The organism is Nocardia alni, assembly GCF_019038435.1.
In the GTDB taxonomy this organism is placed as follows: Bacteria; Actinomycetota; Actinomycetes; order Mycobacteriales; family Mycobacteriaceae; genus Nocardia; species Nocardia alni.
Window position 1 is genome coordinate 37,321 of record NZ_JAGPOX010000025.1, and the last position, 20,722, is coordinate 58,042.

Annotated in this window: 19 protein-coding genes; 17 read left to right on the top strand and 2 right to left on the bottom strand. The window is 67.1% G+C overall.

Annotation, left to right across the window (positions count from 1 at the left end; translation table 11 throughout):
- Positions 1-105: 105 nt before the first annotated feature.
- The 14 genes from JZ791_RS12500 to JZ791_RS12565 all read left to right on the top strand — a co-directional run bounded on the left by JZ791_RS12500 (position 106) and on the right by JZ791_RS12565 (position 11,930).
- On the top strand, positions 106-1,707 hold the full coding sequence (locus JZ791_RS12500) for a hypothetical protein (RefSeq protein WP_216894424.1): 1,602 nt from the start codon (positions 106-108) through the stop codon (positions 1,705-1,707).
- 282 nt (positions 1,708-1,989) lie between these two features.
- On the top strand, positions 1,990-2,394 hold the full coding sequence (locus JZ791_RS12505; protein ID WP_216894425.1) for a hypothetical protein: 405 nt from the start codon (positions 1,990-1,992) through the stop codon (positions 2,392-2,394).
- 65 nt (positions 2,395-2,459) lie between these two features.
- On the top strand, positions 2,460-3,860 hold the full coding sequence (locus tag JZ791_RS12510; RefSeq protein ID WP_216894426.1) for a hypothetical protein: 1,401 nt from the start codon (positions 2,460-2,462) through the stop codon (positions 3,858-3,860).
- On the top strand, positions 3,857-4,690 hold the full coding sequence (locus tag JZ791_RS12515) for an ESX secretion-associated protein EspG (protein ID WP_216894427.1): 834 nt from the start codon (positions 3,857-3,859) through the stop codon (positions 4,688-4,690). Before JZ791_RS12510 ends, JZ791_RS12515 begins: the two co-directional genes overlap by 4 nt.
- 23 nt (positions 4,691-4,713) lie before the next feature.
- Positions 4,714-5,766, top strand: a complete 1,053-nt coding sequence (locus JZ791_RS12520) for a serine hydrolase domain-containing protein (protein WP_216894428.1) — start codon at positions 4,714-4,716, stop codon at positions 5,764-5,766.
- 174 nt (positions 5,767-5,940) lie between these two features.
- Positions 5,941-6,486 (top strand): hypothetical protein, encoded by a 546-nt coding sequence (locus tag JZ791_RS46485; protein ID WP_308162898.1) that lies wholly within the window; start codon positions 5,941-5,943, stop codon positions 6,484-6,486.
- Positions 6,487-6,588: 102 nt separating this feature from the next.
- Positions 6,589-6,891 carry a YbaB/EbfC family nucleoid-associated protein gene (locus JZ791_RS12530; protein WP_216894429.1) on the top strand — a complete coding sequence of 101 codons (303 nt, stop codon included), beginning with the start codon at positions 6,589-6,591 and terminating at the stop codon, positions 6,889-6,891.
- Positions 6,892-7,006: 115 nt separating this feature from the next.
- Positions 7,007-7,312, top strand: a complete 306-nt coding sequence (locus JZ791_RS12535; protein WP_216894430.1) for a type VII secretion target — start codon at positions 7,007-7,009, stop codon at positions 7,310-7,312.
- Between the two features lie 3 nt (positions 7,313-7,315).
- Positions 7,316-8,980 carry a hypothetical protein gene (locus tag JZ791_RS12540; protein WP_216894431.1) on the top strand — a complete coding sequence of 555 codons (1,665 nt, stop codon included), beginning with the start codon at positions 7,316-7,318 and terminating at the stop codon, positions 8,978-8,980.
- 30 nt (positions 8,981-9,010) lie between these two features.
- Positions 9,011-9,337 (top strand): PE family protein, encoded by a 327-nt coding sequence (locus tag JZ791_RS12545; RefSeq protein ID WP_216894432.1) that lies wholly within the window; start codon positions 9,011-9,013, stop codon positions 9,335-9,337.
- 14 nt (positions 9,338-9,351) lie between these two features.
- Complete coding sequence (locus JZ791_RS12550) at positions 9,352-10,383, top strand: PPE domain-containing protein (RefSeq protein ID WP_216894433.1); 1,032 nt, start codon at positions 9,352-9,354, stop codon at positions 10,381-10,383.
- Positions 10,383-11,204, top strand: a complete 822-nt coding sequence (locus tag JZ791_RS12555; protein WP_216894434.1) for an ESX secretion-associated protein EspG — start codon at positions 10,383-10,385, stop codon at positions 11,202-11,204. Before JZ791_RS12550 ends, JZ791_RS12555 begins: the two co-directional genes overlap by 1 nt.
- A gap of 111 nt (positions 11,205-11,315) precedes the next feature.
- Positions 11,316-11,594, top strand: coding sequence for a WXG100 family type VII secretion target (locus JZ791_RS12560; RefSeq protein ID WP_216894435.1), 279 nt, complete (start codon positions 11,316-11,318; stop codon positions 11,592-11,594).
- Positions 11,595-11,633: 39 nt separating this feature from the next.
- Positions 11,634-11,930: a WXG100 family type VII secretion target gene (locus JZ791_RS12565; protein ID WP_216894436.1), complete on the top strand. Its 297-nt coding sequence runs from the start codon at positions 11,634-11,636 to the stop codon at positions 11,928-11,930.
- Positions 11,931-12,005: 75 nt separating this feature from the next.
- Here JZ791_RS12565 and eccE read toward each other — a convergent pair whose 3' ends face one another.
- Complete coding sequence (gene eccE / locus JZ791_RS12570; RefSeq protein ID WP_216894437.1) at positions 12,006-13,802, bottom strand: type VII secretion protein EccE; 1,797 nt, start codon at positions 13,800-13,802, stop codon at positions 12,006-12,008.
- Between the two features lie 167 nt (positions 13,803-13,969).
- Between eccE and eccB the strand changes: the two genes are divergently transcribed.
- Positions 13,970-15,526 (top strand): type VII secretion protein EccB, encoded by a 1,557-nt coding sequence (gene eccB / locus JZ791_RS12575; protein WP_216894438.1) that lies wholly within the window; start codon positions 13,970-13,972, stop codon positions 15,524-15,526.
- A gap of 230 nt (positions 15,527-15,756) precedes the next feature.
- Here the strand turns inward: eccB and eccA are convergent, their stop codons facing one another.
- Positions 15,757-17,580: a type VII secretion AAA-ATPase EccA gene (gene eccA / locus JZ791_RS12580; protein ID WP_216894439.1), complete on the bottom strand. Its 1,824-nt coding sequence runs from the start codon at positions 17,578-17,580 to the stop codon at positions 15,757-15,759.
- A gap of 242 nt (positions 17,581-17,822) precedes the next feature.
- On the opposite strand from eccA, the gene eccD reads away from it, so the two are divergent.
- Together eccD and mycP are read left to right on the top strand one after the other, a co-directional pair.
- On the top strand, positions 17,823-19,304 hold the full coding sequence (gene eccD, locus JZ791_RS12585) for a type VII secretion integral membrane protein EccD (RefSeq protein WP_216894440.1): 1,482 nt from the start codon (positions 17,823-17,825) through the stop codon (positions 19,302-19,304).
- On the top strand, positions 19,301-20,701 hold the full coding sequence (gene mycP, locus JZ791_RS12590; RefSeq protein ID WP_216894441.1) for a type VII secretion-associated serine protease mycosin: 1,401 nt from the start codon (positions 19,301-19,303) through the stop codon (positions 20,699-20,701). Before eccD ends, mycP begins: the two co-directional genes overlap by 4 nt.
- Positions 20,702-20,722: the final 21 nt, after the last annotated feature.

Genomic DNA, 20,722 nt, shown 5'->3' on the forward strand with positions numbered 1-20,722 from the left:
CATATCGCGGGCTACCGTTGATGAGATGGCGCGATGGCGGTGTACGCGGCAAGATTGCGCGTAGATGAAGGCTGCCGCGTGAGGCGATGAGAGAGGGCTAACCGAATGACCGATCCGCACCAGGACTCTCCCGCGGGCGGCGGGCTGCCGGACGTCAATTTCAGCCTGAGCGGTTTGGGGGGTCCGGCATCGCAGTCCGCGCCGCCGAGCGAGCCCGCCGCCGCGCCGGACGCGCCGGAGCGCTCGCTGGTGGACGAGGAGTCCACCGCGCTGGATACGGAGGCCGTCGCCGAGGGTTCCTCGATCGAGGATCAGGCCGGTCAGCTGGCCCAGAACATCGCGCGTGAGCTCGCCGTCACCGGTCCGGAGGGCTGGCGCAGGCTGGAGTCGTTTTTCGCGCTGACGGTGGCGGGCGGTCTCGCGTACACGCTGTACTACAACGACGCCGACCAAGGGGTGCGGCTCGAGGTACCCGAGGAGATCCTCGAGATGGCCCGGCTGCACCGCGAGGTGTCCGCCCAGGCCACCGACGGTCCGTGGTGGCGAATGGTTGTCACCATGGACGTGACGGGGCAGGTCGAGGCCGATTTCGACTACGGCGACGTGCCGTTCCCCGACGATCAGCTGTTCGTTCCCGAGGCGTATCTGGCCGACCTCCAGGCGTTTCCGCGTGAGCGGGTGCCGGTGTGGCTGGCGGCGTACGTCGGGCACGACAACCGCCAGTGGCGTACCGCGCAGCAGGCGGGCGTCCAGTCGCGCACCGACCAGGACGCCGGGATCGGCCCGGTGCGCTCCCTCGACGATTTCCCGGTGCTGCCGGTCCTATGGGCGCGCTGGGCGACGATCGCGGCGTCGTTCGTGGCGGTCGGCTCGGAGGTCGGTCCGCGAGTCCTGCCCGCGCTGGCCCTGTTCGAGGGTTTCTCGCGCAGCGGCTCCACCCTGTACGTGCTGCCCGGCGGCCGCGCGGTGCTGTCCGGCGGTGTGTGGGACGCCCCGGAACTCGACGCGGCCTACAACGGTGGCGAGCCCATGCCGGATCTCTACGCCGGCGCCCCGGAGTGGGTGGCCAACCAGGTACTCAATCCTCGTGCGGCGCGCGGTGTCCTGTCGTTCTGCTACTGGTGGGACAACGGCAGCTGGTTCCGCGGCGAATCGCCCACCTCCGATCAACTCAGCTCGGCCGTGCCCGGCGTATGGACCGCGCAGACTGCCGCGGAGGTGGTCGCCGGCCTCGCGAGTTCGGAGCCGACCGAGGAGCAGCGCGAGGCCGCGGCCAACCTGGTGGCCGCCGCGGAAGCCGGCGTGGTGACCCGCAATACGCTCGTCGCCCTGTTCGACGACCCGGCCGACGACATCGACGGCGCCCTGTTCCAGCTGTCGATGGCCGGCCTGGTCACCGAGGTCCCCGAACAGCTCTCCTCCGAGCGCGCGATCACCCTGGTCCGCGAATTCATCCGCGGCCAAGACATCGACACCACCAACTACCCCCTGGAAAACCTGGTCGCCGAACGCCTCACCGTCGGCTGGATGGTCTTCGTCCCCACCCAACCCGACGAGATCGCCATCGGCCGCGCCATCTTCTACATAGCCGACGACGGCGTCATCGAACAGTCCTCCTCCTCGGTAGCCCCCTCCATCTACGCCGAGGGTTTCGAACAGCGCTTCAACCAGCGCCGCACCAGCACGGGGGTGGATTTCCCGATCTAGGGGATGGTGAGCTTGCACGGCGTCTACGGCTACTGCGAACCGTGCGGGATGACATGCCGACCGATGGCGCTCGGCATCGGGAACGTGTCATGATGACGGTAGTGGTGACCCTGATATATGGGGCAGACGGCCAGGGCTCTTCATGTCAAGATGTGGATGAAGATGAGCCGCTGCCGGGGCTGGTACGGCTACGCAGGAGTTGACAGACAGATGGTGCCAACGGGCCGCGCAGCGTTGGGCCGACACCACTTCCCGAGTATCTCGTCGTAGAAGGACCGACCGATGGCAGACAGCAGCGATTTCACCGCCCTCACCAAGGCCGCCAAGGGAAACTACATCCGGCTGGACCCGCAAGCCGCGCAGGACTGCGCCAAGATGTGCAGCGATTTGATCACCGAGCTCAACAGCGCGATCAACGACGCCACGAACCTCTCCACGCTCGCCAAGAACAAAGCCTTCGGCGACGACGGCATCATCCCGAACGCGAAGGATCTCGCCGACCGCTACGACGCCCTCGCGGACAGCGGCGACTCCTCGCTGCAGCACGTACTGGGAAAGCACGTCAAGGTCGTCAGCGACATGATGGATACCTTCATTGCGGCCGGCCGCGCGTACCTGACGAACGAAAATGCCTCTGCCGCGGATATTTCCAAGTACGACAATACGATAAAGGCGCTGCCGCGGTAGCCCGTGGGATTTCCGTCGTCCTTGCCCTGTGGAGGTAACCAATGAGCGGTCCAGATTCTGACAGCGTGTCGCTGAATACTTTCAGCCCGCCGGACAAGATCACCGACCCGGGTACCGTACTCGGCGCCAGCAGTCAGATCAAGACCGAGGTCGGCCAGATCAAATGGGAGACCTATAACCAGACGCTGGAAAATCTTGTGACGTATCGCGATTCGATCAACACCAATTGGGTGAAAGGCATGGCGACGACCTGGAGCACTCACGGCAGCAATCTGACTTCGCTCGCCGGTGACTTCTGGAACGAAGTGTACGCGAAGATCATCGATTCCTGGGATTCTACCGGTGGTGCCGTCGCGTCGACGGCCGTGCAGCGCTACGCCGACCAACTGTCGCAACTCCCCGTCATCATGAACGCGATCGCGAACAGCCTGGGCTTCTCGGCGACATTCCTCGATGACACGAAAAAAAATATTCCCGACCAACACGGCCTGTTGAGCGACGGGACAGAGGTCATAACTCACATCGACGACAGCGAGAACGGCTATAGCGACAGCGGCAGCGACTACGGCCAGAACTACACCACGTGGGCCCCATACAGCAGCCAGGTGCAAAATCTCATGAAGCAGGAGTTGACGAAGCGGGCCAACGACGTCATCAACGAGATCTTCGTTCCCAACGGGAAATCCGTGGACGCGGCCATGCCGATCTTCCCGCTGCCGCAATCGGTGACGAGTGGGCTCCCGGACCCGACCGGCAAGGTCAGCACCCCTGGCCCTGGTCCCAGTCCTGGTCCCGGGCCCAGCCTCAGCCTCCCCGGTCCTGCTCCGAGTCTCGGCCTCACCGGCCTGACGAATGCCGCGACGAACACAGACCAGCAGCAGGCCGAGCTGGCCAAGCAGGAGGCCGCCTACCAGGCGCAGCAACAGCAGGCCGCGCAGCAGCAGCAACAGCAGGCCGCGCAGCAGCAACAGCAGGATTCGCAGCAGCAGGACTCGCAGGCGGCGCAGGAGGCGGCGCAGCAGGGTCTGCAGGCGGCCCAGCAGGCCGCGCAGCAGCTGACTCAACCCACCGCCGCTGATGCCGCGCGAGATCTCGCCGGCGACATGGGGGGACTGGCCGGTTTGACCGGCCCGGCGCTCGCCGGACTCGGAATGGGCGGCCCGGACGGTGCACTCGGCAGGGCGATGAGCGCCACCAAGGGCGCCCTGCTCGCCTCGGAAGAGCAGGCCTCCAGGCTGTTCCCGCGCGCCGCGATGGTCGCCAAGGCCGAGGAGGCTGCCATCGGGGAGGCTCGTGCCGGGATGGCTTCGGCGGGCGTCCCGGGCCCGATGGGTATGGGCGCCGGACGAGGTCAGCAGGAGAAGGAGAAGGAGAAGAAGCGCGCCGAATTCCTGGATTCGGAGGAGTGGCTCGAGCAGGCCATGGGTGAGGCCCCGTTGACTTCGAAGCCGATCGTCGACGGATGAGCACTCACCTGGGGCGATTGACGTCGTTCGAACTCGTGGTGCTGTGGGAGCTGATGTCGAACGACCGCCTGCCGTTCCCGCTGACGCACTGGCCGACTCACCGATACGAGGATGACTACATCCGCGCGAAAAAGGAGACGGCGGAACGGATCTCGAGGAATCCGCCGCTCCAACCGCCGCAGGGGTGGGAGACCGCCGATCTATTGCAGCTGTGGAAGGCCGCGGTCAATCCGGACATTGTCATCTGGGCGGCGGGCGAGGGGGCCGGCGACGAGACGGATATGCAGACGGTGACGCGTGTGGTCGGACTGCGGCGCGAGGGTTTCGCGGTGGTCCTGGCCCAGCAGCCGGGCGAGACCATCGACCGCGGCGGTGACGTCGACGTCTACCAGACCGATGTCGTCGGGCTGGCGAAGGCCGTGATCGCCCGGCTGCCGAAGGCCGGGCGCGGTAAGGATAAGGAGGTCCCGATCTTCCCACCGGAGTCGGACAGAGTCGGCTACAGGTACGACTCGTCGCCGGTGCGGGATCCGATCGGATCCCCGCAGCAGCGCTCCGACCGCTGGCGCCGTGCCGAGACGACCCGCGTCGGCAAGTTGAAGGTCGAACCGGGCAGTGGGGCGCACTGGATCCAGGACCGCCGCGGCTATTCGATGCATTGGCGCGATCTTGCCGATGACGGCCGCTACCTGATCGAGTCAACAGCGAGTCCGGTCGCAGTTGCGGTGGACGACAACGCATTCGAGATATTTGTCAACCAGCGAGTCGCCGCACTGGTCCGGCGGATCCGGGAGGACCGCCCCACCGAACGTGACTCCCGAGTCTCCTGAGCGGCGGGCACAGGGATCGTCCGATGTTCGACGAGATGACGCGGGACACGCTCGGGTTCCTGCTCGAGACGCACTTCTACGACAGACGCCTGCCCGGCCTCGGCGCGGTTGTCGAGGTGGGCGATCAGCGATGGGAGCTTGCGCTCGGCGTCTCGGACGTGACCACCGGTGAACCGTTCCGGATCGGCGACCACTACCGCATCGGAAGCGTCACGAAATCATTTACCGCGACGGCCGTCCTGCAGCAGATCGACAGTGGCCGAATCGGTTTCGACGATACGCTCGAACCCTTCGTCCCGGGGATTCCGAACGGTGAGCGCATCACGATCAAGCACCTGTTGACCATGACGTCCGGTGTCCCGGACTTTTCCGATGTGGCGGACTGGTGGCCGGCGATCGAGGGCGTGTCGTTCGACACTGCCGACGCGGACTGGCCGCAGGAGCGCAAGATCGACGTGATGCGCAGCAGGCCGGCGACTTTCGAACCGGGTGTCAGGGCTCGCTACTGCGACAGCAACTACATTCTGCTCGGGCTCGTGCTCGAGCAGGTGACCGGCAAGTCGGCGGCCGATGTGATCAACGGCGACGTGGTCGCGGCGGTGCCGGGCCTGAACAACACCGAATTTCCCTCGGTCGCAAAGCTTCCCGACCCGCATCCGACCCTCTATGCACTCGTGCCGGACAGTGGCACGTTGTGTGAGCTCGGCGACATGAACCCCAATGTCCTGTGGACGGCCGCCGCGATGACCTCGACGGTCGACGACCTCCTGATCTGGGTGCGTGAACTTGCCGACGGCACACTGTTGTCGGCGGACCTGCAGCGTGAGCGATTGACGGCGCGGCACCTGGACGGCCGGCGCGCCTACCATCGGTACGGGCTCGGGGTGCAGCGCCTCGGTGCGCTGGTCGGCCATAGCGGCATCATGCCCGGTTCGTCGTGCGCGGTGTACCGCTATCCCGCCGAGGATGCGTCGGTCGCGGTCGTGACCAACGCGTTGGTGAACGACAACGCCATCAGCATGGACATCGCCCTCGAGCTCGTACGGGCGCTCTACCCGAGGTTCCTCGACGGGTGAGCCGCCGAGCTCGAATACCCGACCGCGGTCACACTGAACGACCACCTCTGCGAAGCGTTGGAATGATCGGCGCAGCTGCGGACGCCCAATTGTCAGGGCATTATGGCACTGTGTGGCGTACGATAGGTGCGCCCACCTGGAAACGGTTGCGCAGTGGACGATTGGGGTTGCGCTATGAGCTCCGGACGGTATGAGGGCTTCGACGACGAGTACGGGGATTCGAATCCCGGTGTGGGCTCAGGGGTTGTCGGTGAGGGGATGTTCGAGTATCGGGACGGCGAGTCGGCCGATGGCGGTCCGGTGGTGGTCGCGGGAGAGGTGATCGGGGCGACCGGGAAAACCGATCCCGGGGCCGGCGGCTCGGCCGATGGGGGAGACTCCGGCGCGCCGGAGCAGGTGTTCACCGAATGGACCGCGGCCTCGCGCACCGGTTCGATCACCGTGCGGACCAGCGATCAGGGGCTGCCGCTGGGGATTTCGGTGGATCCGGCCGAGTTGCGGCGGGATCCGCGGGCGCTGGCGGCCGAGGTGTTGCGGCTGTGTAAGCAGGCGGCGAACCGGGCGGCGCTGGCGCGGCGGGCGGAGTTCGAGGAGATCGGTGTCGATCAGGACGCGCTGCGGCTGATGGGATTGCCGACACCGGAGCAGGTCGCGCAGTCCGAGATCCGGGAAGAGGACGAGGACGAGTACGAACCCGAAAGTTGGTTGCGCTCGGTGTAAGCGGAGCGGTCGGTGCGGACAAAAGTTGAACGACTGCATTTTGCATTGGTTTGATACAGACGGGTCGGTCTGTACTGATGGCCGATCGTATCGAGGAGTGTGATGTACGAATCCATGGACGAACTCGAGGCCAGCGTGCGGCGACGGCTGTATCGGCTGCGCGACCTCGGGGACAATATGGCGGCGATTCGGTCCCGGGAAACCTCGGAGGACGGCGCGGTCACGGTCGAGGTCGACGGTAACGGCGCATTGCTGGATCTCGAACTGTCCGAGACGATTTCGCGAATGACACCCGAACAGTTCGAGAGTGCGGTCGTGACTACCGCATACGCCGCTGCCGTTAACGCCTTCGCCGAACGAGCCGATCTAGTCAATACGTTCAACGATGAGGTAGCAGGCTGGTGAATTTTGCTACCGGATCGCCGCCCCTGGATCTGTGGGGCGTGCTATCTGTAGCGGGATGTCGGTCCGTCTGTTTACCATGATGACAAGCGATTGCCTTACCAGAGGTGGGAATTCGATGGACCGTGTCGCGGCAACACCAGATGCCATTCGTAACTACGCAGACGCCTCGGCGGCGATGGCGACCACCGTCGCCACTGCGGGCAACGTCGACCAGGTCGCGACCGTTGGCGCGGCCGTGCCGGTGTTCGGCCTGATCGGGCAGGACTTCCTCGCGTCGTTCGCCTACGCCCAGGCCAACCACATCTCGTCGGTCAACGAGCTGGCCGCAGTGCACGCCGGTACCGCGGCGGCGGCCTACGGGAGCGCCGCCAAGTATCAGAACACCGACGGCGAGTCGGCGAGTGACCTCGGTTCGGTCTAGCTGATGACCGCGCCGATCGACCCGAGCATCTCAGACCTGCTGCGGGGTAGCTCGCTGGCGCCCATGATGGACCAGCCGGTGAACCACATCCTGCAGACCATGGGATTGCCTCCGCTGCCGACGATCCCGGCGGCGTCGCCCCTTCCGGGCCTGCCGCCGCTGCCGACCATCGACCTGGGGGCCATCGTCAAGCCGATGACCGACATGTTGTCGAGCTTCGGCACCGGGCACTTCGGTGGGGCCGGGTCGCATCCGGCGGCCGATCCGGCGTCCGCGGCCCGGCCCGCGGTCAAATCCGCGTTGCATCCCGCGGTCGCCGCGGCCCCTGCCGCACCGTCCGACTCCGCGCCGACGCAGAACGCCACGGCGACGCAGAACACCCCGGCGACGGGCAACTCCGCGGGCACGACGCAGAGTGGTACGGGTGCGCAGAGCACCCCGGCGGCGGCCGCGCCTACTTCGAAACCCCCTGCGGCGCGGAGTGGTTCACCCAAGCCTGCGCAGTCGGGTTCGCCCGCCGGTTCGACCGCGCCGGGTTCCGGGCAGCCCGCACACCTGAACCCCGACCCGACCCAGGTCCTACAGGCCATCACAACGGGTCTGCAGACCGCCCTGTCGCTGGGCAGCGCCGCGCTGCCGATCCTGATGCAGCTGTGGCAGGGCCAGGGTTCCCAGTCGGCTGCCTCCACCGCGAGCCAGGCGTCCTCCTCCGGTACCCAGCTGGTCGGCCAGAGCACCAGTCAGAAGGCTATTCTCGGCGCGGGCGCCACCTCGGTGGCCACGGGCGGCGCGTTGATGACGGGTGTCGTGAGCAAATACCTGACCACCGCGGCGATGACCGCGCCGTTCCTGGCGGTGCCGGGCGGGCAGGTGTTCCTCGCCGGGGCCACGGCCGAGTCGATCGCCGAAGGCCTTGCGGTACTGGCGAAGACGCGGCTCGAAATGACCTTCCACAGCGCCAATATGACCGCGGCGGGCCACAAGGTGAAGGTCAGCTCCACGCCGACCGGTGTGTCCTCCGCCGCGTCCTCGGTATCGGACGCCGCCTCCTCGACCGCCTCCGATGCGTCGAGCGCGGCGTCGTCCACGACCTCCTCGTCGAGCAGTGGGCTGGAACAGCTGGTGCAACAGCTGGCCTCGCCGGTCTCCCAATTGCTCAGTACCGGTGCGCAATCCATCGGACAGCTGGCGACCGCAGCCCGGCCGGCCACCACCGATGCGGCCAAATCCATCGACTCGGTTAACAGCAGCGGAGCCGGCGGCGATTTGATGGGTGAGTCCGGTTCCGGCGGAGGCGGTCTCGGCGGTGGCGGTGTCGTCACCTCCGCGGCGCCTGCCGCACAGCTCAACCCCTGGACGGGTACGGCCGCGGCCGAGGGTTCATCCCTCGGTGCGGGCACACCCGAGCCCGCCGCCGTCGAACCGGCGTCGGCCACCAGCAGTCCCGGCTATATGCCGATGGGTGGCGGCGGAATGGGCGCCATGGGCATGGCCAAGTCGACCGCGGCCGCCGGGGCAGCCGATGCCGGTTCACAGAGCAACCTGGTGACGGGCAACAACGGCGACGCGGTCGTCGGTCCGCTGGAAGGTGTTTCACTTCCCGTGGTCGGTGCGCAGGCGAATTCGCAGGCCATCGAGGCGCCGCCGGACAAAGAACTGACGTTGTGATGGTGTGTTCTATCCGATTGTGAGGACGTCATGGCAGATAACGATTTCAACGGAGTGTATTTCGATCCGCAGGCGGCCACCGAGGCTGCCGGTCGGCTCGACGCGCTGGCTCAGCGCCTGCAGAACGACGTCGCCGAGGGCAAGCCCTCGCTGACCGTTCCGTCGGCCGGCGCCGACGAGGTGTCGATGCGGGCGGCGGGCACCATGAACGACGTCGCCGACTCGTTCTCGACCAGCGCCGATGCCGGTGTCGAGGAATTGCAGAAGCTGGCGGCCTCGCTGCGCGCGCAGGTCGACCACTTCGGCCGCGTCGAGGACGCGAACGTCGCCGGCGTCGAGAACGCGCGCCAGGTATAGAGGGCAGAGAAACCATGATCGAGCCACCGCAGTCCGGGTTCACCGGCGTGGTCTGGGAGTCGCGCCAGCCCGACCAGCTGGCGCGGGATCTCGGTACCGGCCCGGGTCCCATCCCGATGGCGGAGGCCGGTGCCACGTGGGCACACCTGGCCTCCAGCTTCGGTGCTGCGGCGGTCGAGTACGAGTCGATCCTGGTGATGCTGCGCGGTGCGTGGCAGTCCGTCTCGAGTGCCACTGTGCACGAGCGGATTTCGTCGCTGAGCGACTGGCTCGGCGGCGCCGCGCAGGCCGCGGCCGCCAATGCGGCCAGGGCCGAGCAGCAGGCCGCCGCCAATGAGCTTGCCCGGCTGACCATGCCGAATATCGCCGATATCCAACTGATTCAGCAGGCCGAGCAGATGCTGCAGCAGATCGGTCTCGGTCTCGGCGCACCGATCCAGGCGATCGCCGCGGTGACCGATACCAACGCCGATGCCGCCAAGGCCGCGGCGGCGCGGGTGATGCGCGTCTACGAGGCGGCGACCGACCCGCTGGCCGTTCCCTGGGTGCAGGACAAGCCCCCGGTGCTCAGTTCCGGCGCCGCGCTGACGGCCGAGCGGTCGACCGGCAAGGGCTCGCCCTTGCCGATGCCCGAATCCCTTCCGATGATGCCCGCGCTGCCGGCGAACTTCGATCCCGCGGCCCTGGCCGCCGCCGCGCCGAGCCCGACCGCGTACATCGCACCTGCCTATACCGAATCCGAAGTACCGCAACAGGTTCCGCAGGCGGTTCCGGTGTCCGCGGCCGAGGCTGCCGCGCCTGCCCCGGCCAGTGCCATGCCCGTGACGCCCATGGGCGGCGGCGGGGCGCCGGCGGCGCCCGTCGAGGACGCGCATCGTGCCGGAATCGCGGTCGAGGGCGCCGACGTGATCGGTATGGACAACGGGATCGTCAGTGCGCCAGCGGTATTGGGTGGATCGTCGGCGGCGCCCGCGCCGCCCCAGACGGGGACGCCCCAGCCGGGTACGCCGCCTCCGCCGGATGTCGCGCAGCCCGGGGCGGCCTGATGACGACACTGACCAACGACGGATTGTTCGCCGTGGCCGAGCGTCTCGGGGTGCAGACCCTACCTGTGGCGTTGGCCGTCTCGCCGCAACATGATTCGTATGACGAGTGGCGTTCGGCGCAGGAGGAGGCGGTCGACGGATTGACCGCCGCCGGGATCTTCGACGACTACGGCGAGGTGACGGGCGAACTGGCGCAGGCGATGTTCGTGCTGGCCCAGCCCGAACGCGAGCTGGTGGCGCGCATCTACCGCACCTCGAAGGATTCCCCGGACCCCGGGGTTCCCGCCGAGATCGTGCGAGTATGCCTGGCACTGCGCGGAAACGACCACACGATCGCGGTGCGCACGGGTGACGAGTACGACGTGCGACCGGTCTGGTCCGACGGTTCCGGTGCGTCGCTGGCCCGCCCGCTGCTGAGCGCGCTGGGCGCCTGTGCACCTGCCGAGACCGCGGATTTCACCGCGCTGTCCCAGGATCTGAGCGAACGACTGGATGGGGCGAGCACTTCCGCCGATTACGCCGACGCCTGTTACGCGCTCGGTGTGGCCGATCGCGACGCGACCGTTTATGGTCTGGCGTTCGAATCCTGTTATGCCTATGCCGAAATCGTGGCTTACGCACACGAGGACGGCATCACTACCCGCGCACCGGGCGCGGTCGCGGTGTACGACACTCGCAGGGGTCGTATTATCGCGCTGCCGAGCATCGCACCAGACCAGAGGTCTTGGTCGACGGTCACACCGGGCACTGATCACCGGATCGCACAGGCGATTTCCGCGCTGGTCGAGTTGCTGCCCGGGGGGAGGTGGCTGAGGCAATAAGTTCTGAAATGTCAGCAAGAGTCTTCTATTCTGAGGGAGATCCGAAGCCGATCTCTCGACGCAGTACCCCCCTGTGAGCAGTAACCAACCCCCTGATGAGAGGAAAGTAAAATGGCAGGAGCAGTTGGCCTTCAGCCCGACCAGATCAAAACCCTCGCGAGCAACTTCGACCAGTCGATCGCGGCCATTCGTGCCGAGATCTCGAAGATCGACAATGCGGCCGAGCAGGCCAAGGCTGGCTGGAAGGGTGACGCGAACTCCGCGTTCATCACCGCCACCAACAACTGGCACGACACGGCCTCGAAGCTGGAGTCGGATCTGGACGCGCTGACCCAGGCAGTGAACGCGGGCGCGCAGAAGTTGCTCAGCATGGACCAGAGCAACGCCTGATCAGGTCTCATACTTTTTTTCGACTGAAGGAGTATTCAAATGGGTGAAATTCTCTACGACCCTACGAGCATGAACGCGCTGTACGACGACCTGCAGCACTCCGGTTCCACGCTGCAGACCGAGGCGGAGAACCTCAAGGGCTACGCGGGCCAGTTCCACAACGCCCTGCAGGGTGACAACGCCAACCAGAGCTTCGATGCTGTCTTCAGCAAGTGGGGCAACGATTACGACGACAACCTGCAGGTGCTGAACCAGCTGCAGCAGTCGGTCGAGGACGCGCTGCACCGGGCCCTGGCGGCCGACTCCGCGGTCGGTCAGGGTTTCGAAGTTTTCTGATCGCGCGTCAGCGCATAAAGATTCGGCCGGTCGGGATTCCCGACCGGCCGAATCTTTTATTCACCGAAAGTTTTATCAGCGGGTGGCGACCAACGATTCGCCGATGTACTGCATCTCGTCCCGCGTGGTGACCATATGTACCGTGGCCGAGTCGGTCGCGGTGCGCACGGTGATCATATTCGGCTGATCCGGATCCTGGGACAGCGTCACATCGGCGTCGAACGGGCTCGTGCCGTTACCGTCGTGCACGTAAAGGATCGTCGCGCCACCCGGCAGGGCGGTCGGGTCGATCCCGTCGAAGACCACCACGGTTGTTGTGGGATAAGGGCTTCCGGGCTGGACCACGGGTGCGGGCGGATGGTGGCTGGCACCCGCGGCGCGCGGCGCCAGCGACAGCGAACCGGGTGCGGACACGCCCTGCACCATGGTGTTCCACGCGTCCGGGCGCACCGTGTGCACCACGGTGTGCGCACCCAGCGCGATGGCCCGCAGTACCACCTGCTGGGCCAGGTCGAGCTTGCCGATGACCTCCAGATGCCTGGTGCCCTCACCGATCAGCGGCACCGCGATGCCGTAACCGGTGAGGTCCGCGCCGATCAGTTGGCCGCATCCGGCGGTCGGCACCGACAACCCGTTCAGCGCGTCCAGCGGGCCGCGGTGATCCTCGGGGGCGTCTTCGCGCGGCGTGGCGATGGGCAGGCTGTCCAGCAGGGCCTGCAATTGCTGGCCGGGCATGCGGCGCAGGCCGGGAACCGGCGGTTCGGCGGGTTCGGCGAGGGTGTCGAAGCGCACCAGGGCGTGCAGGCTGATGGTCGGCGAGCCGTTCTCGTGCCCGGGCCGCGAGGCCTGCGGGCGCAGCCGCACCGTGATGGTCGTGGACAGGCTCGGCGCGGCCCACAGGTCGGCGAATCCGGGCGAGGCGATCAGGTCGCGGCCGATCGCGTAGCTGGTCAGATGTAATCCCTCGTATTCCAACGTATGCGGGGATATCGAGAACTGGTCCACGGGGATGCCGTGGGTGAGTTGCCGTACCGCGCTGTTGATTTCGTTCGCGGTCAGCACCGAGGCCGAGATGTCCCGGGCGGCAAGGCGATTGGCGACGCGCCGGGTCGCGATGATCGCCGCGCGCAGGGCGCCCGTCCCGCCGCCGCCGCGATTGTCCACCGCCTCGGCGTTCGCGAGCGGATCCAGGCGCAGTACCAGCCACACGGTGCGGCGCGCGATCGCGGGCAGCGGGCCCAGGATGCTGTCGTAGAGCCAGGCCACGGCGCCGTTACTGGCGGTGCGCGCGCCGGTGCTGATGATGTCGATGGAGTCCAGCGTGATATCGAATTGCCCCAGACAGCTGGCGATCTCGCTGAGCATGAGTTCCTGATGCGAGCCCAGTGAGCCCGGGCGCAGCTTGGTCATCGCGTCCGGCGGCGGCTCGATCCGCAGCATGGTGATCAGCAGATCGTTGTCCCAGCGCACGCCGTAACTACCGCCCTCGGGCAGCGGCACGTCGAAGGGCTCCGGCGGCAGCGCACTCGGGTCGTGCCGCCACTTGTTCAAGCGAAAGGCCATGGCCCCGGCGATGATCGCGGCCAGCGAGCGTGGCATGCGGCGGCGCAGCGGCGCCAGGCCGATCGGCAGGATCACCACGCCGATGGGTACCACCTCATACCACGGCAGGTGGAAGGCGGTGGCGATCCAGGCAGCCAGCCCGGCCAGCAGCAGCACCGGAATCACCAGCCGCAGCGGGTAATATCGGAAGAGCCAGAAGTCCTGATCGTGCAGGGCCGCCGGAGTACGCGCCGCGCGTGCGGTCGGCGCGGAGAGTTCGGAATCCGCCGCCTGTTCGGGCCCGGTGTAGACGATCGGTTCTTCTGACATCGCTGCTTCCCATATCCGCTCGAGAGAATGCGGTGTGAAACAAACATGACACCTTGGGGCTGCTATCTGTCTGTTTCGCGGATTACGTTACCTGTTTCGGCTGCGGGTAGCGTGCCGCCCGGACAACCGCATAGGCTTTTCCTGAGAACTCTTCCGAGGGAGATCCAGTGCCAGCTCAGCTGACGACCCGAGCTCAGGTCAATGGTTACCGTTTCCTGCTGCGTCGGCTCGACCACGCCATGGTCCGCCGCGATGTGCGCATGCTGCATGACCCGATGCGATCGCAGTCGCGCTCGCTGATCATCGGGGTCGTGCTGTCGATCCTCGGCATCGCCGGATGCACGATCCTGGCGCTGATCCATCCGCAGGGTTCGGTCGGCAGCGCGAAGATCATCATGGGTAACAGCAGCGGTGCGATGTACGTGATGGTCAAGGACTCCTCCGGCAACCAGACCATGCACCCGGTGCTGAATCTGGCCTCGGCCAGGCTCATCACCTCCAGTGCGGATTCGCCTACGTCGGTGGCGGATTCGAAGCTCACCGGGTATCCGCAGGGCCCGCTGCTGGGTATCCCCGGCGCCCCCGCGGCACTGCCCGCCTCCGCGCAGGGCGCCCACTCGGACTGGACGTATTGCGAGACCGTGCAGCTGACCGCTACCGGCAGCGCCGACTCCGGTTCGACCCCCACCACGACCATCATGGCCGGGGCGCCCCAACTGGGCGCGCAGACGCGCACCGCGGTCCCCGGCGAGGCTGTGCTGGTGCAGCACGACGGCAAGGACTACCTGGTCTACGACGGCAAACGCGCCGAGGTCGACCCCACCAACACGGTGGTCTCCCGCACCCTGAACCTGGGTTCGTACACGCCTCGCCCGACCGGCCCGGGGCTGCTGGACGTCGCGGTTCCGGTACCGCCGCTGGCCCCGCCGACCATTCCGCAGGCGGGTCAGCCCGGCCCGGGCAAGCTGTCGAATATTCCTGTGGGCGGGGTGATTTCGGTGGCCCCGCTGGAGGGCGGCTCCGCCGAGCTCTACGTGGTGCTCGCTGACGGCGTGCAGAAGATCGGCCCCTTCGCCGCTCAGATGATCCGCAACGCCGACTCGCACGGGATGAGCCAGATCCAGGCCGTCACACCGGATGTGCTCGACGGCGTTCCGGTGGTGAACACGCTGGCGATAGGCCACTTCCCGACCCAGATCCCGAAAATCATCTCCGCCGAGGACGATCCGGTGACCTGCGTGGCCTGGGACAAGAGCGCGGGCATGGCCACCGCGCAGACCACCGACACCAGCAACCCGGCCGACAAGGCCGCGGTGTCCCTGCTCGTGGGCACAAAGATGCCCCTGCCGAGCCAGGCCACCCCGGTCCAGCTCGCCACCCCGTCCGACGGTGACCACGTCGACAACGTCTACCTCAGGCCCATGTCCGGCGAGTTCGTCCAGACCACCGGCATGGACTCCGGCAGCCTGCGCCGCGACGGCCTGTTCTACATCTCCGACAACGGAATTCGCTACAGCATCCCGGACCTGGCCACCGCCCAGATCCTGGGCCTGGGCGCCACTCCGCATCTGGCCCCCTGGGCGATAGTGGGCCGCCTGATCCCCGGCCCGACCCTCTCCCAGCAGGCCGCGCTGGTCAGTTACGACACGTTGCCCTCCGGCAGCGGTTCCCCGATATCCACCTCGTCGGCCAACGCCAACCCAGTCAGCGCCACCGGAAACTGAGCCGGCTCACGGGCTCGATCTGTGCGGCCCGGTAGCCGTCGACGACGAAACCGACGGTGTTCGGTCGCGGCCATGATCTGCCGTGTCCGGCTGTCGCCCGCAGCACGTGAATAGTGTGTGAATAGTGCCGGTCCGCGTGCGCAGAACAGGTCGCAGGGCAGTGAACAACCGGTAAAACCGCTGCTCACTGCCCATCCCGGCGTTCAGGTACCGAACACCGGGGAGGGAGGCTATCCCAGGCCCATCGAGTGCAGGATGGTGTGCAGGGCCGCCTCCATATCCGATTCCTCGATCCGCATCAGCATCGACTCGTCGATGTCGGCCAGGTCGAGGTTCTCGTCGTTGGCGAGGCGGAATTCGCGTTCCTCCTCGGCGGATTCGATGAGGTTACGGATGAAACGGCCGTTGCCCGCCACGTCGACGCCGCGGCGGGGATGGCCGCTCTGATCGGTGCTCTCCATGTTGTAGAGGCGATCACAGGCCTCGACCAGCCGACGCTGTGCGCCCTCGGACAATTCGGAATCGCGGGCCTTGGAGATCACCAGACCGATCTGGCCCAGCTCCTCCGGGAGGTAGGAGGGGAACTGGAGGCGCTTGGAGAAGCGGGACGCCAGACCGTCGTTGGCGGCCAGCAGACGGGTGATCTCGCCCTCGTATCCGGCGATGATCACCACGAGGCGGTCGCGGTCGTTCTCCATGCGGGCCAGCAGGGTGTCCACGGCCTCGCGGCCGAACGCGTCGCCGCCGGACAGGCCCTCCTGGATCAGGGTGTACGCCTCGTCGATGAACAGCACGCCGTCCATCGCGCTGTCGATCAGCTTGTCGGTCTTGATCGCGGTGCTGCCCAGATGTTCGCCGACCATGTCCATGCGCTTGGCCTCGACCATCTTGTCGGTCTTGAGAATCCCCAGACCGCAATAGATCTTGGCGACGACACGGGCGATGGTCGTCTTACCCGTTCCGGGCGGGCCGGTGAACGCCAGGTGGTTGCCGCGGGCCACGCTGGACAGGCCCTTCTCGGCCCGCACCTTGGCCAGCTGAGCGCTCGACTGCAGACGTGCCACCTGGGTCTTCACCGAGGCGAGGCCAATCTGGCGATCGAGTTCCTTGCGTGCGGTTTCCAGCATCTTCTTGGCACGGTCCTCGAAGTCGGCCTCCTCCTGCTGCTGCAGGGTGGGCGCGGATTCGGGATCCCACCGGTCGGTGCGCGCGGCGATGGTCTCCTTGGAGGTCAAGGTGATCCGGTAGGTGCGGTCGCGCATCGCCTCGGTGTTGGAGGCGAAGTCGGGGGCCTGCGAGTACACCTTTTCGAACAGGGACTGAGCCTGTTGCTCGTCGCCGGTCTCGCGCAGGCACAGGCCGCGGCAGAACATGGCGGTGGTGCGCGCGGACGGAATCGGGCCGTTCTCGGCCTGTTCCATGCGGCGGATGGCCTCGCCGAACAGTCCGAGCTGGGCGCAGGCCGAGCCGACCATGACGTGCGCGCCCGCGGACATGTACGGGTCGTCCCATTCGTTGGAACCGGCCAGCACGGTCATCACATCGGGCCACCGCTGCGTGGTGTAGTGCAGGACGCCGCGCATGTAGGAGGCGATCCGGTTGTCGGCCACGGTGTCCGGGCCGGGCGGCAGCGCCTTGAGGTGGGCGGTGAGCTGGTCGAGGACCTGCTCGGCCTCGTCGAAATCCTTGTCGACAATCAGCTGGCCGATGTGTGCGCACCAGATCTCGGTGTAGCTGGCCAGCGGGTAGTCGATGTAAAGACCCGTAACAAACCGACCGGACAGTTCTCTCGGCCGCAGGCCGAGCCGACGCTGCTCGCGCTGCAGCGTGGAGCCGCTGGTCTTGTACAGATTGAGCAGCACCTCGCGGGTCACCTCACCGGCGGCGGCCAGGCCCAGCCAGGCATCGCACATCGTCGGATCCCACTCGGTGGCACGATGAAACGCCAGCTTGGCGTAGTCCAGATCGCGTGTGGCCTCTTGCCCGTCGATGGTCAGCCCGAGCGACAGAACCCCGGCGTCGAAGGCGCGCTGTGCTTGGCGGTTACCGGTCATTGCAGTCGAACCCCGAATTTTCTTATGTTGTGGGTCATTCCGTATCTCTCCTGACCAGCGTACCTATCGCGCCCTGCCCGCCTGTCGGATAGATTAAGGTTCGTTGCCGAATGGCTGCAACGTGAACACGATCGACGGGGTGAGAGTGGTTCTGCTGACACGCAGATTTTGCAGCTTGTTCTCTGTCATGGCGAGCGGGGGAGCACCGCCCGTCACCACACTGATCCGGAGTTGACTGTCCGATGAGCGCACCTTCAGCATCGGGCGGACGCACGTCCGCCGAACCCGAACTATGCCGCGTCTCCGTGATCGGCGGCAATACCCAGGTCGATGTCGGGCTACCGTCCACGGTCCCGGTCGCCACCTTCATCGGCGAGCTGGTCGAGCTCGTCGAATCGCGCAACCCCGACATCGCCGAGGCCGATGACGACGCCGGTTCGCTGCAAACCCAGCACTGGACCCTGGCCCGGCTGGGGCGTGAACCCATTTCGCCGAACCGCACCCTGATCGAGGCGGAGGTCTTCGACGGCGATCTACTCGTGTTGCGGGCGGTCTCGGCGAAGGAGACCCCGGCGCTGTTCGACGACGTCATCGATGCCGTCTCGCGGCTGACCGCCGATTCGTTCCGGGGGTGGACGCCGGGCGCGGCCCGCTGGATGGGACTGGTCGGCGCGGTCCTGGCGACCGTCATCGCGATGGCGCTGCTCGCGGTCGACCGGCAGCACGACATCTACTGGCTGGCAGGCCCGTTGATCGCCGTTGCGGTGGGCCTGGCGGCGCTGGTGGCCTCGGCGATCTCCGAGCGTCGCTATGCCGATTCGCTCACCGCGACCTGGCTCGCGCTGGCCGGACTGATCCTGATGTTCAGCGCCGGTGCGCTGTTCGTCCCCGGTGATCTGGGCAGTCCCGGTCTACTGCTGGGCTTTTCGGTGATGCTCGTGACCGCCGCGGCCGGGTATCGCGCCACCGGCTCCGCGGCGACGCTGTTCTCGATGGCCATCACCGTCTCGATCTTCGGCGCGATTGCCTCGGCGGTGGAGATGATCTGGGATCCGGCGCTGCCGAGGATCGCCGCCGGGCTGCTGGTCGGCGCGCTGATCGTGATCTCCATGGTGCCGCGGCTGTCCGCGGTGCTGGCTCGGCTGCCCGTGCCGCCGGTGCCGACGGCCGGTGGGGCCATCGACCCGGCCGACCACGAGCCGCGCCCGACCATCGAGGGCATCGGCGCGATCGGCGCGACCGCCCTGCCCTCGGCCGTCGGCCTGGGGCGAAGGGCCAAGGTGGCCAACGAATATCAGACAGGCACCGTGGCCGGCTGCGCCGTGGCCGCGGTGGTCGGCGCGGTCGGATCCGCCGATCCGCTGGGCGGCGTGCACTGGCAGGGGCTGGCGCTGGCCGTGGTGGCCTCGATCATCCTGGCTCTGCGCGGGCGCTCCTTCGCGGACCTGACCCAGGCCGGATCGCTGATCGCCGGCGGCGCGGTGATCTTCGTCGCCACCGCGGCCGGTGCGGCGCTGGGTGATTCGCGGGCCGTGCTGATTTCCGTCGGATTGCTGCTGCTGTTCGCCGCGGCGGCGATCGTCTTCGGCATCATCGGCCCGCATGTCGAGATCACCCCCGTCATGCGGCGGATGAGCGAGTTGTTCGAATACGGCCTGATCATTCTGGTGGTACCACTGGTGGTGTGGATCATGGGCCTGTACGAGGCGGCCCGCAGCATATGACCGGCCGCATCACACTGCGGTTGGTCTGCGCGGCAACGGTTCTCGGTGCGGCGGTCTTCGGCGTGCCCGGTCCCGCCTCGGCGATCAGCCCACCGGAGGTCAACCCCGCGGCCCTGGGCCCCGCGCTGCCGTTGAGCAACGCTCCCGCGCCACTGGAAGCGACCCAGCAGAAAACCATCTGCGCCACACCGACTCTCACGGGCCCGGCGCCGCAGGACCCGCCGATCGCGCAGCGCGTGCTGAATCTGCCCGAGGCGTGGGCGTTCTCCAAGGGGGCCGGGCAGAAGGTCGCGGTCATCGACACCGGGGTGAATCCGCATCCGCGGCTGCCTCCCGTGCAGCCCGGCGGCGATTACGTCCAGGCGGGCGGTAACGGACTGAGCGACTGCGACGGCCACGGCACGATCGTCGCGGGCATCATCGCCGCGCGCCCCAGCCCGGGTGACGGATTCGTCGGTGTCGCACCGGAAGCCAGCGTGCTGTCCATCCGCCAGTTGAGCCTGGCCTTCCAGGCCAAGAACACCGGCGGTCAGGCGGGCGCGGGCGCGATCTCGGACGCCGGATACGGCAACGTGCTCACCCTGGCCGCGGCGGTGGTGCGGGCGACCAACCTGGGCGCCACGGTGATCAATGTCTCCGAGGTGGCGTGCACGGACGCTGGGGCGGACACCGCCGACGGCGCCTTGGGCGCGGCGGTGCAGTACGCCTACGACCACAACGTCGTCGTGGTCGCCGCTGCCGGAAATCTCCAGCAGGACGGTCCGTGCAAGGCGCAGAACGGAACCGGTTGGGACGGAGTGCAGACAATCTCCAGCCCGGCGTGGTTCGATAAATACGTGTTGTCTGTTGGTTCGGTCGACCCCAGCGGCACCGTCTCGCAATTGACGCTGCAGGGGCCGTGGATGGGTGTGGCGGCCATCGGCCGCCAGATCGTCTCGCTGGACAGCAAACCGGGCGGGACCGGTCTGGTCAACAGCGTGCAGACCAGTAACGGCCTGCAGGAGATCGAGGGCACCAGTTTCGCCGCGCCCTACGTCTCCGGCCTGGCCGCACTGGTGCGGTCGCGCTTCCCCGAGCTGACAGCCGGCCAGGTCATCGACCGCATCGAACGGACCGCGCACGCCCAGGGGCCCGGGCGCGACACACAGGTGGGGTACGGGATGATCGATCCGGTCGCCGCGCTCACCGCGGTGCTGCCCGATCGCGCGGCCGCCGCCGGAACCGATCGCCCGCATGCGATTCCGGTGCCGTACATGCCGCCCGCGCCGGATCGGGTACCGCGACTGGTCGCCGGCATCGGCGCGATCGCCTGTCTGGCTATCCTGGGTATCGGCGCCGCACTGGCGATCCCATTGCGCCGCAGAAACACTGGGGATTCACCGAACAACAAACAGTAGTCCGCAGAGAACAACCAGTAG

What these genes read in the sequence shown, in the direction of transcription:
- JZ791_RS12500 (WP_216894424.1), top strand. Translation starts at nt 106, where the DNA reads ATGACCGATCCGCACCAGGACTCTCCCGCGGGCGGCGGGCTGCCGGAC.
- JZ791_RS12505 (WP_216894425.1), top strand. Translation starts at nt 1,990, where the DNA reads ATGGCAGACAGCAGCGATTTCACCGCCCTCACCAAGGCCGCCAAGGGA.
- JZ791_RS12515 (WP_216894427.1), top strand. Translation starts at nt 3,857, where the DNA reads ATGAGCACTCACCTGGGGCGATTGACGTCGTTCGAACTCGTGGTGCTG.
- JZ791_RS12520 (WP_216894428.1), top strand. Translation starts at nt 4,714, where the DNA reads ATGTTCGACGAGATGACGCGGGACACGCTCGGGTTCCTGCTCGAGACG.
- JZ791_RS46485 (WP_308162898.1), top strand. Translation starts at nt 5,941, where the DNA reads ATGAGCTCCGGACGGTATGAGGGCTTCGACGACGAGTACGGGGATTCG.
- JZ791_RS12530 (WP_216894429.1), top strand. Translation starts at nt 6,589, where the DNA reads ATGTACGAATCCATGGACGAACTCGAGGCCAGCGTGCGGCGACGGCTG.
- JZ791_RS12535 (WP_216894430.1), top strand. Translation starts at nt 7,007, where the DNA reads ATGGACCGTGTCGCGGCAACACCAGATGCCATTCGTAACTACGCAGAC.
- JZ791_RS12540 (WP_216894431.1), top strand. Translation starts at nt 7,316, where the DNA reads ATGACCGCGCCGATCGACCCGAGCATCTCAGACCTGCTGCGGGGTAGC.
- JZ791_RS12545 (WP_216894432.1), top strand. Translation starts at nt 9,011, where the DNA reads ATGGCAGATAACGATTTCAACGGAGTGTATTTCGATCCGCAGGCGGCC.
- JZ791_RS12550 (WP_216894433.1), top strand. Translation starts at nt 9,352, where the DNA reads ATGATCGAGCCACCGCAGTCCGGGTTCACCGGCGTGGTCTGGGAGTCG.
- JZ791_RS12555 (WP_216894434.1), top strand. Translation starts at nt 10,383, where the DNA reads ATGACGACACTGACCAACGACGGATTGTTCGCCGTGGCCGAGCGTCTC.
- JZ791_RS12560 (WP_216894435.1), top strand. Translation starts at nt 11,316, where the DNA reads ATGGCAGGAGCAGTTGGCCTTCAGCCCGACCAGATCAAAACCCTCGCG.
- JZ791_RS12565 (WP_216894436.1), top strand. Translation starts at nt 11,634, where the DNA reads ATGGGTGAAATTCTCTACGACCCTACGAGCATGAACGCGCTGTACGAC.
- eccE (WP_216894437.1), bottom strand. Translation starts at nt 13,802, where the DNA reads ATGTCAGAAGAACCGATCGTCTACACCGGGCCCGAACAGGCGGCGGAT.
- eccA (WP_216894439.1), bottom strand. Translation starts at nt 17,580, where the DNA reads ATGACCGGTAACCGCCAAGCACAGCGCGCCTTCGACGCCGGGGTTCTG.
- eccD (WP_216894440.1), top strand. Translation starts at nt 17,823, where the DNA reads ATGAGCGCACCTTCAGCATCGGGCGGACGCACGTCCGCCGAACCCGAA.
- mycP (WP_216894441.1), top strand. Translation starts at nt 19,301, where the DNA reads ATGACCGGCCGCATCACACTGCGGTTGGTCTGCGCGGCAACGGTTCTC.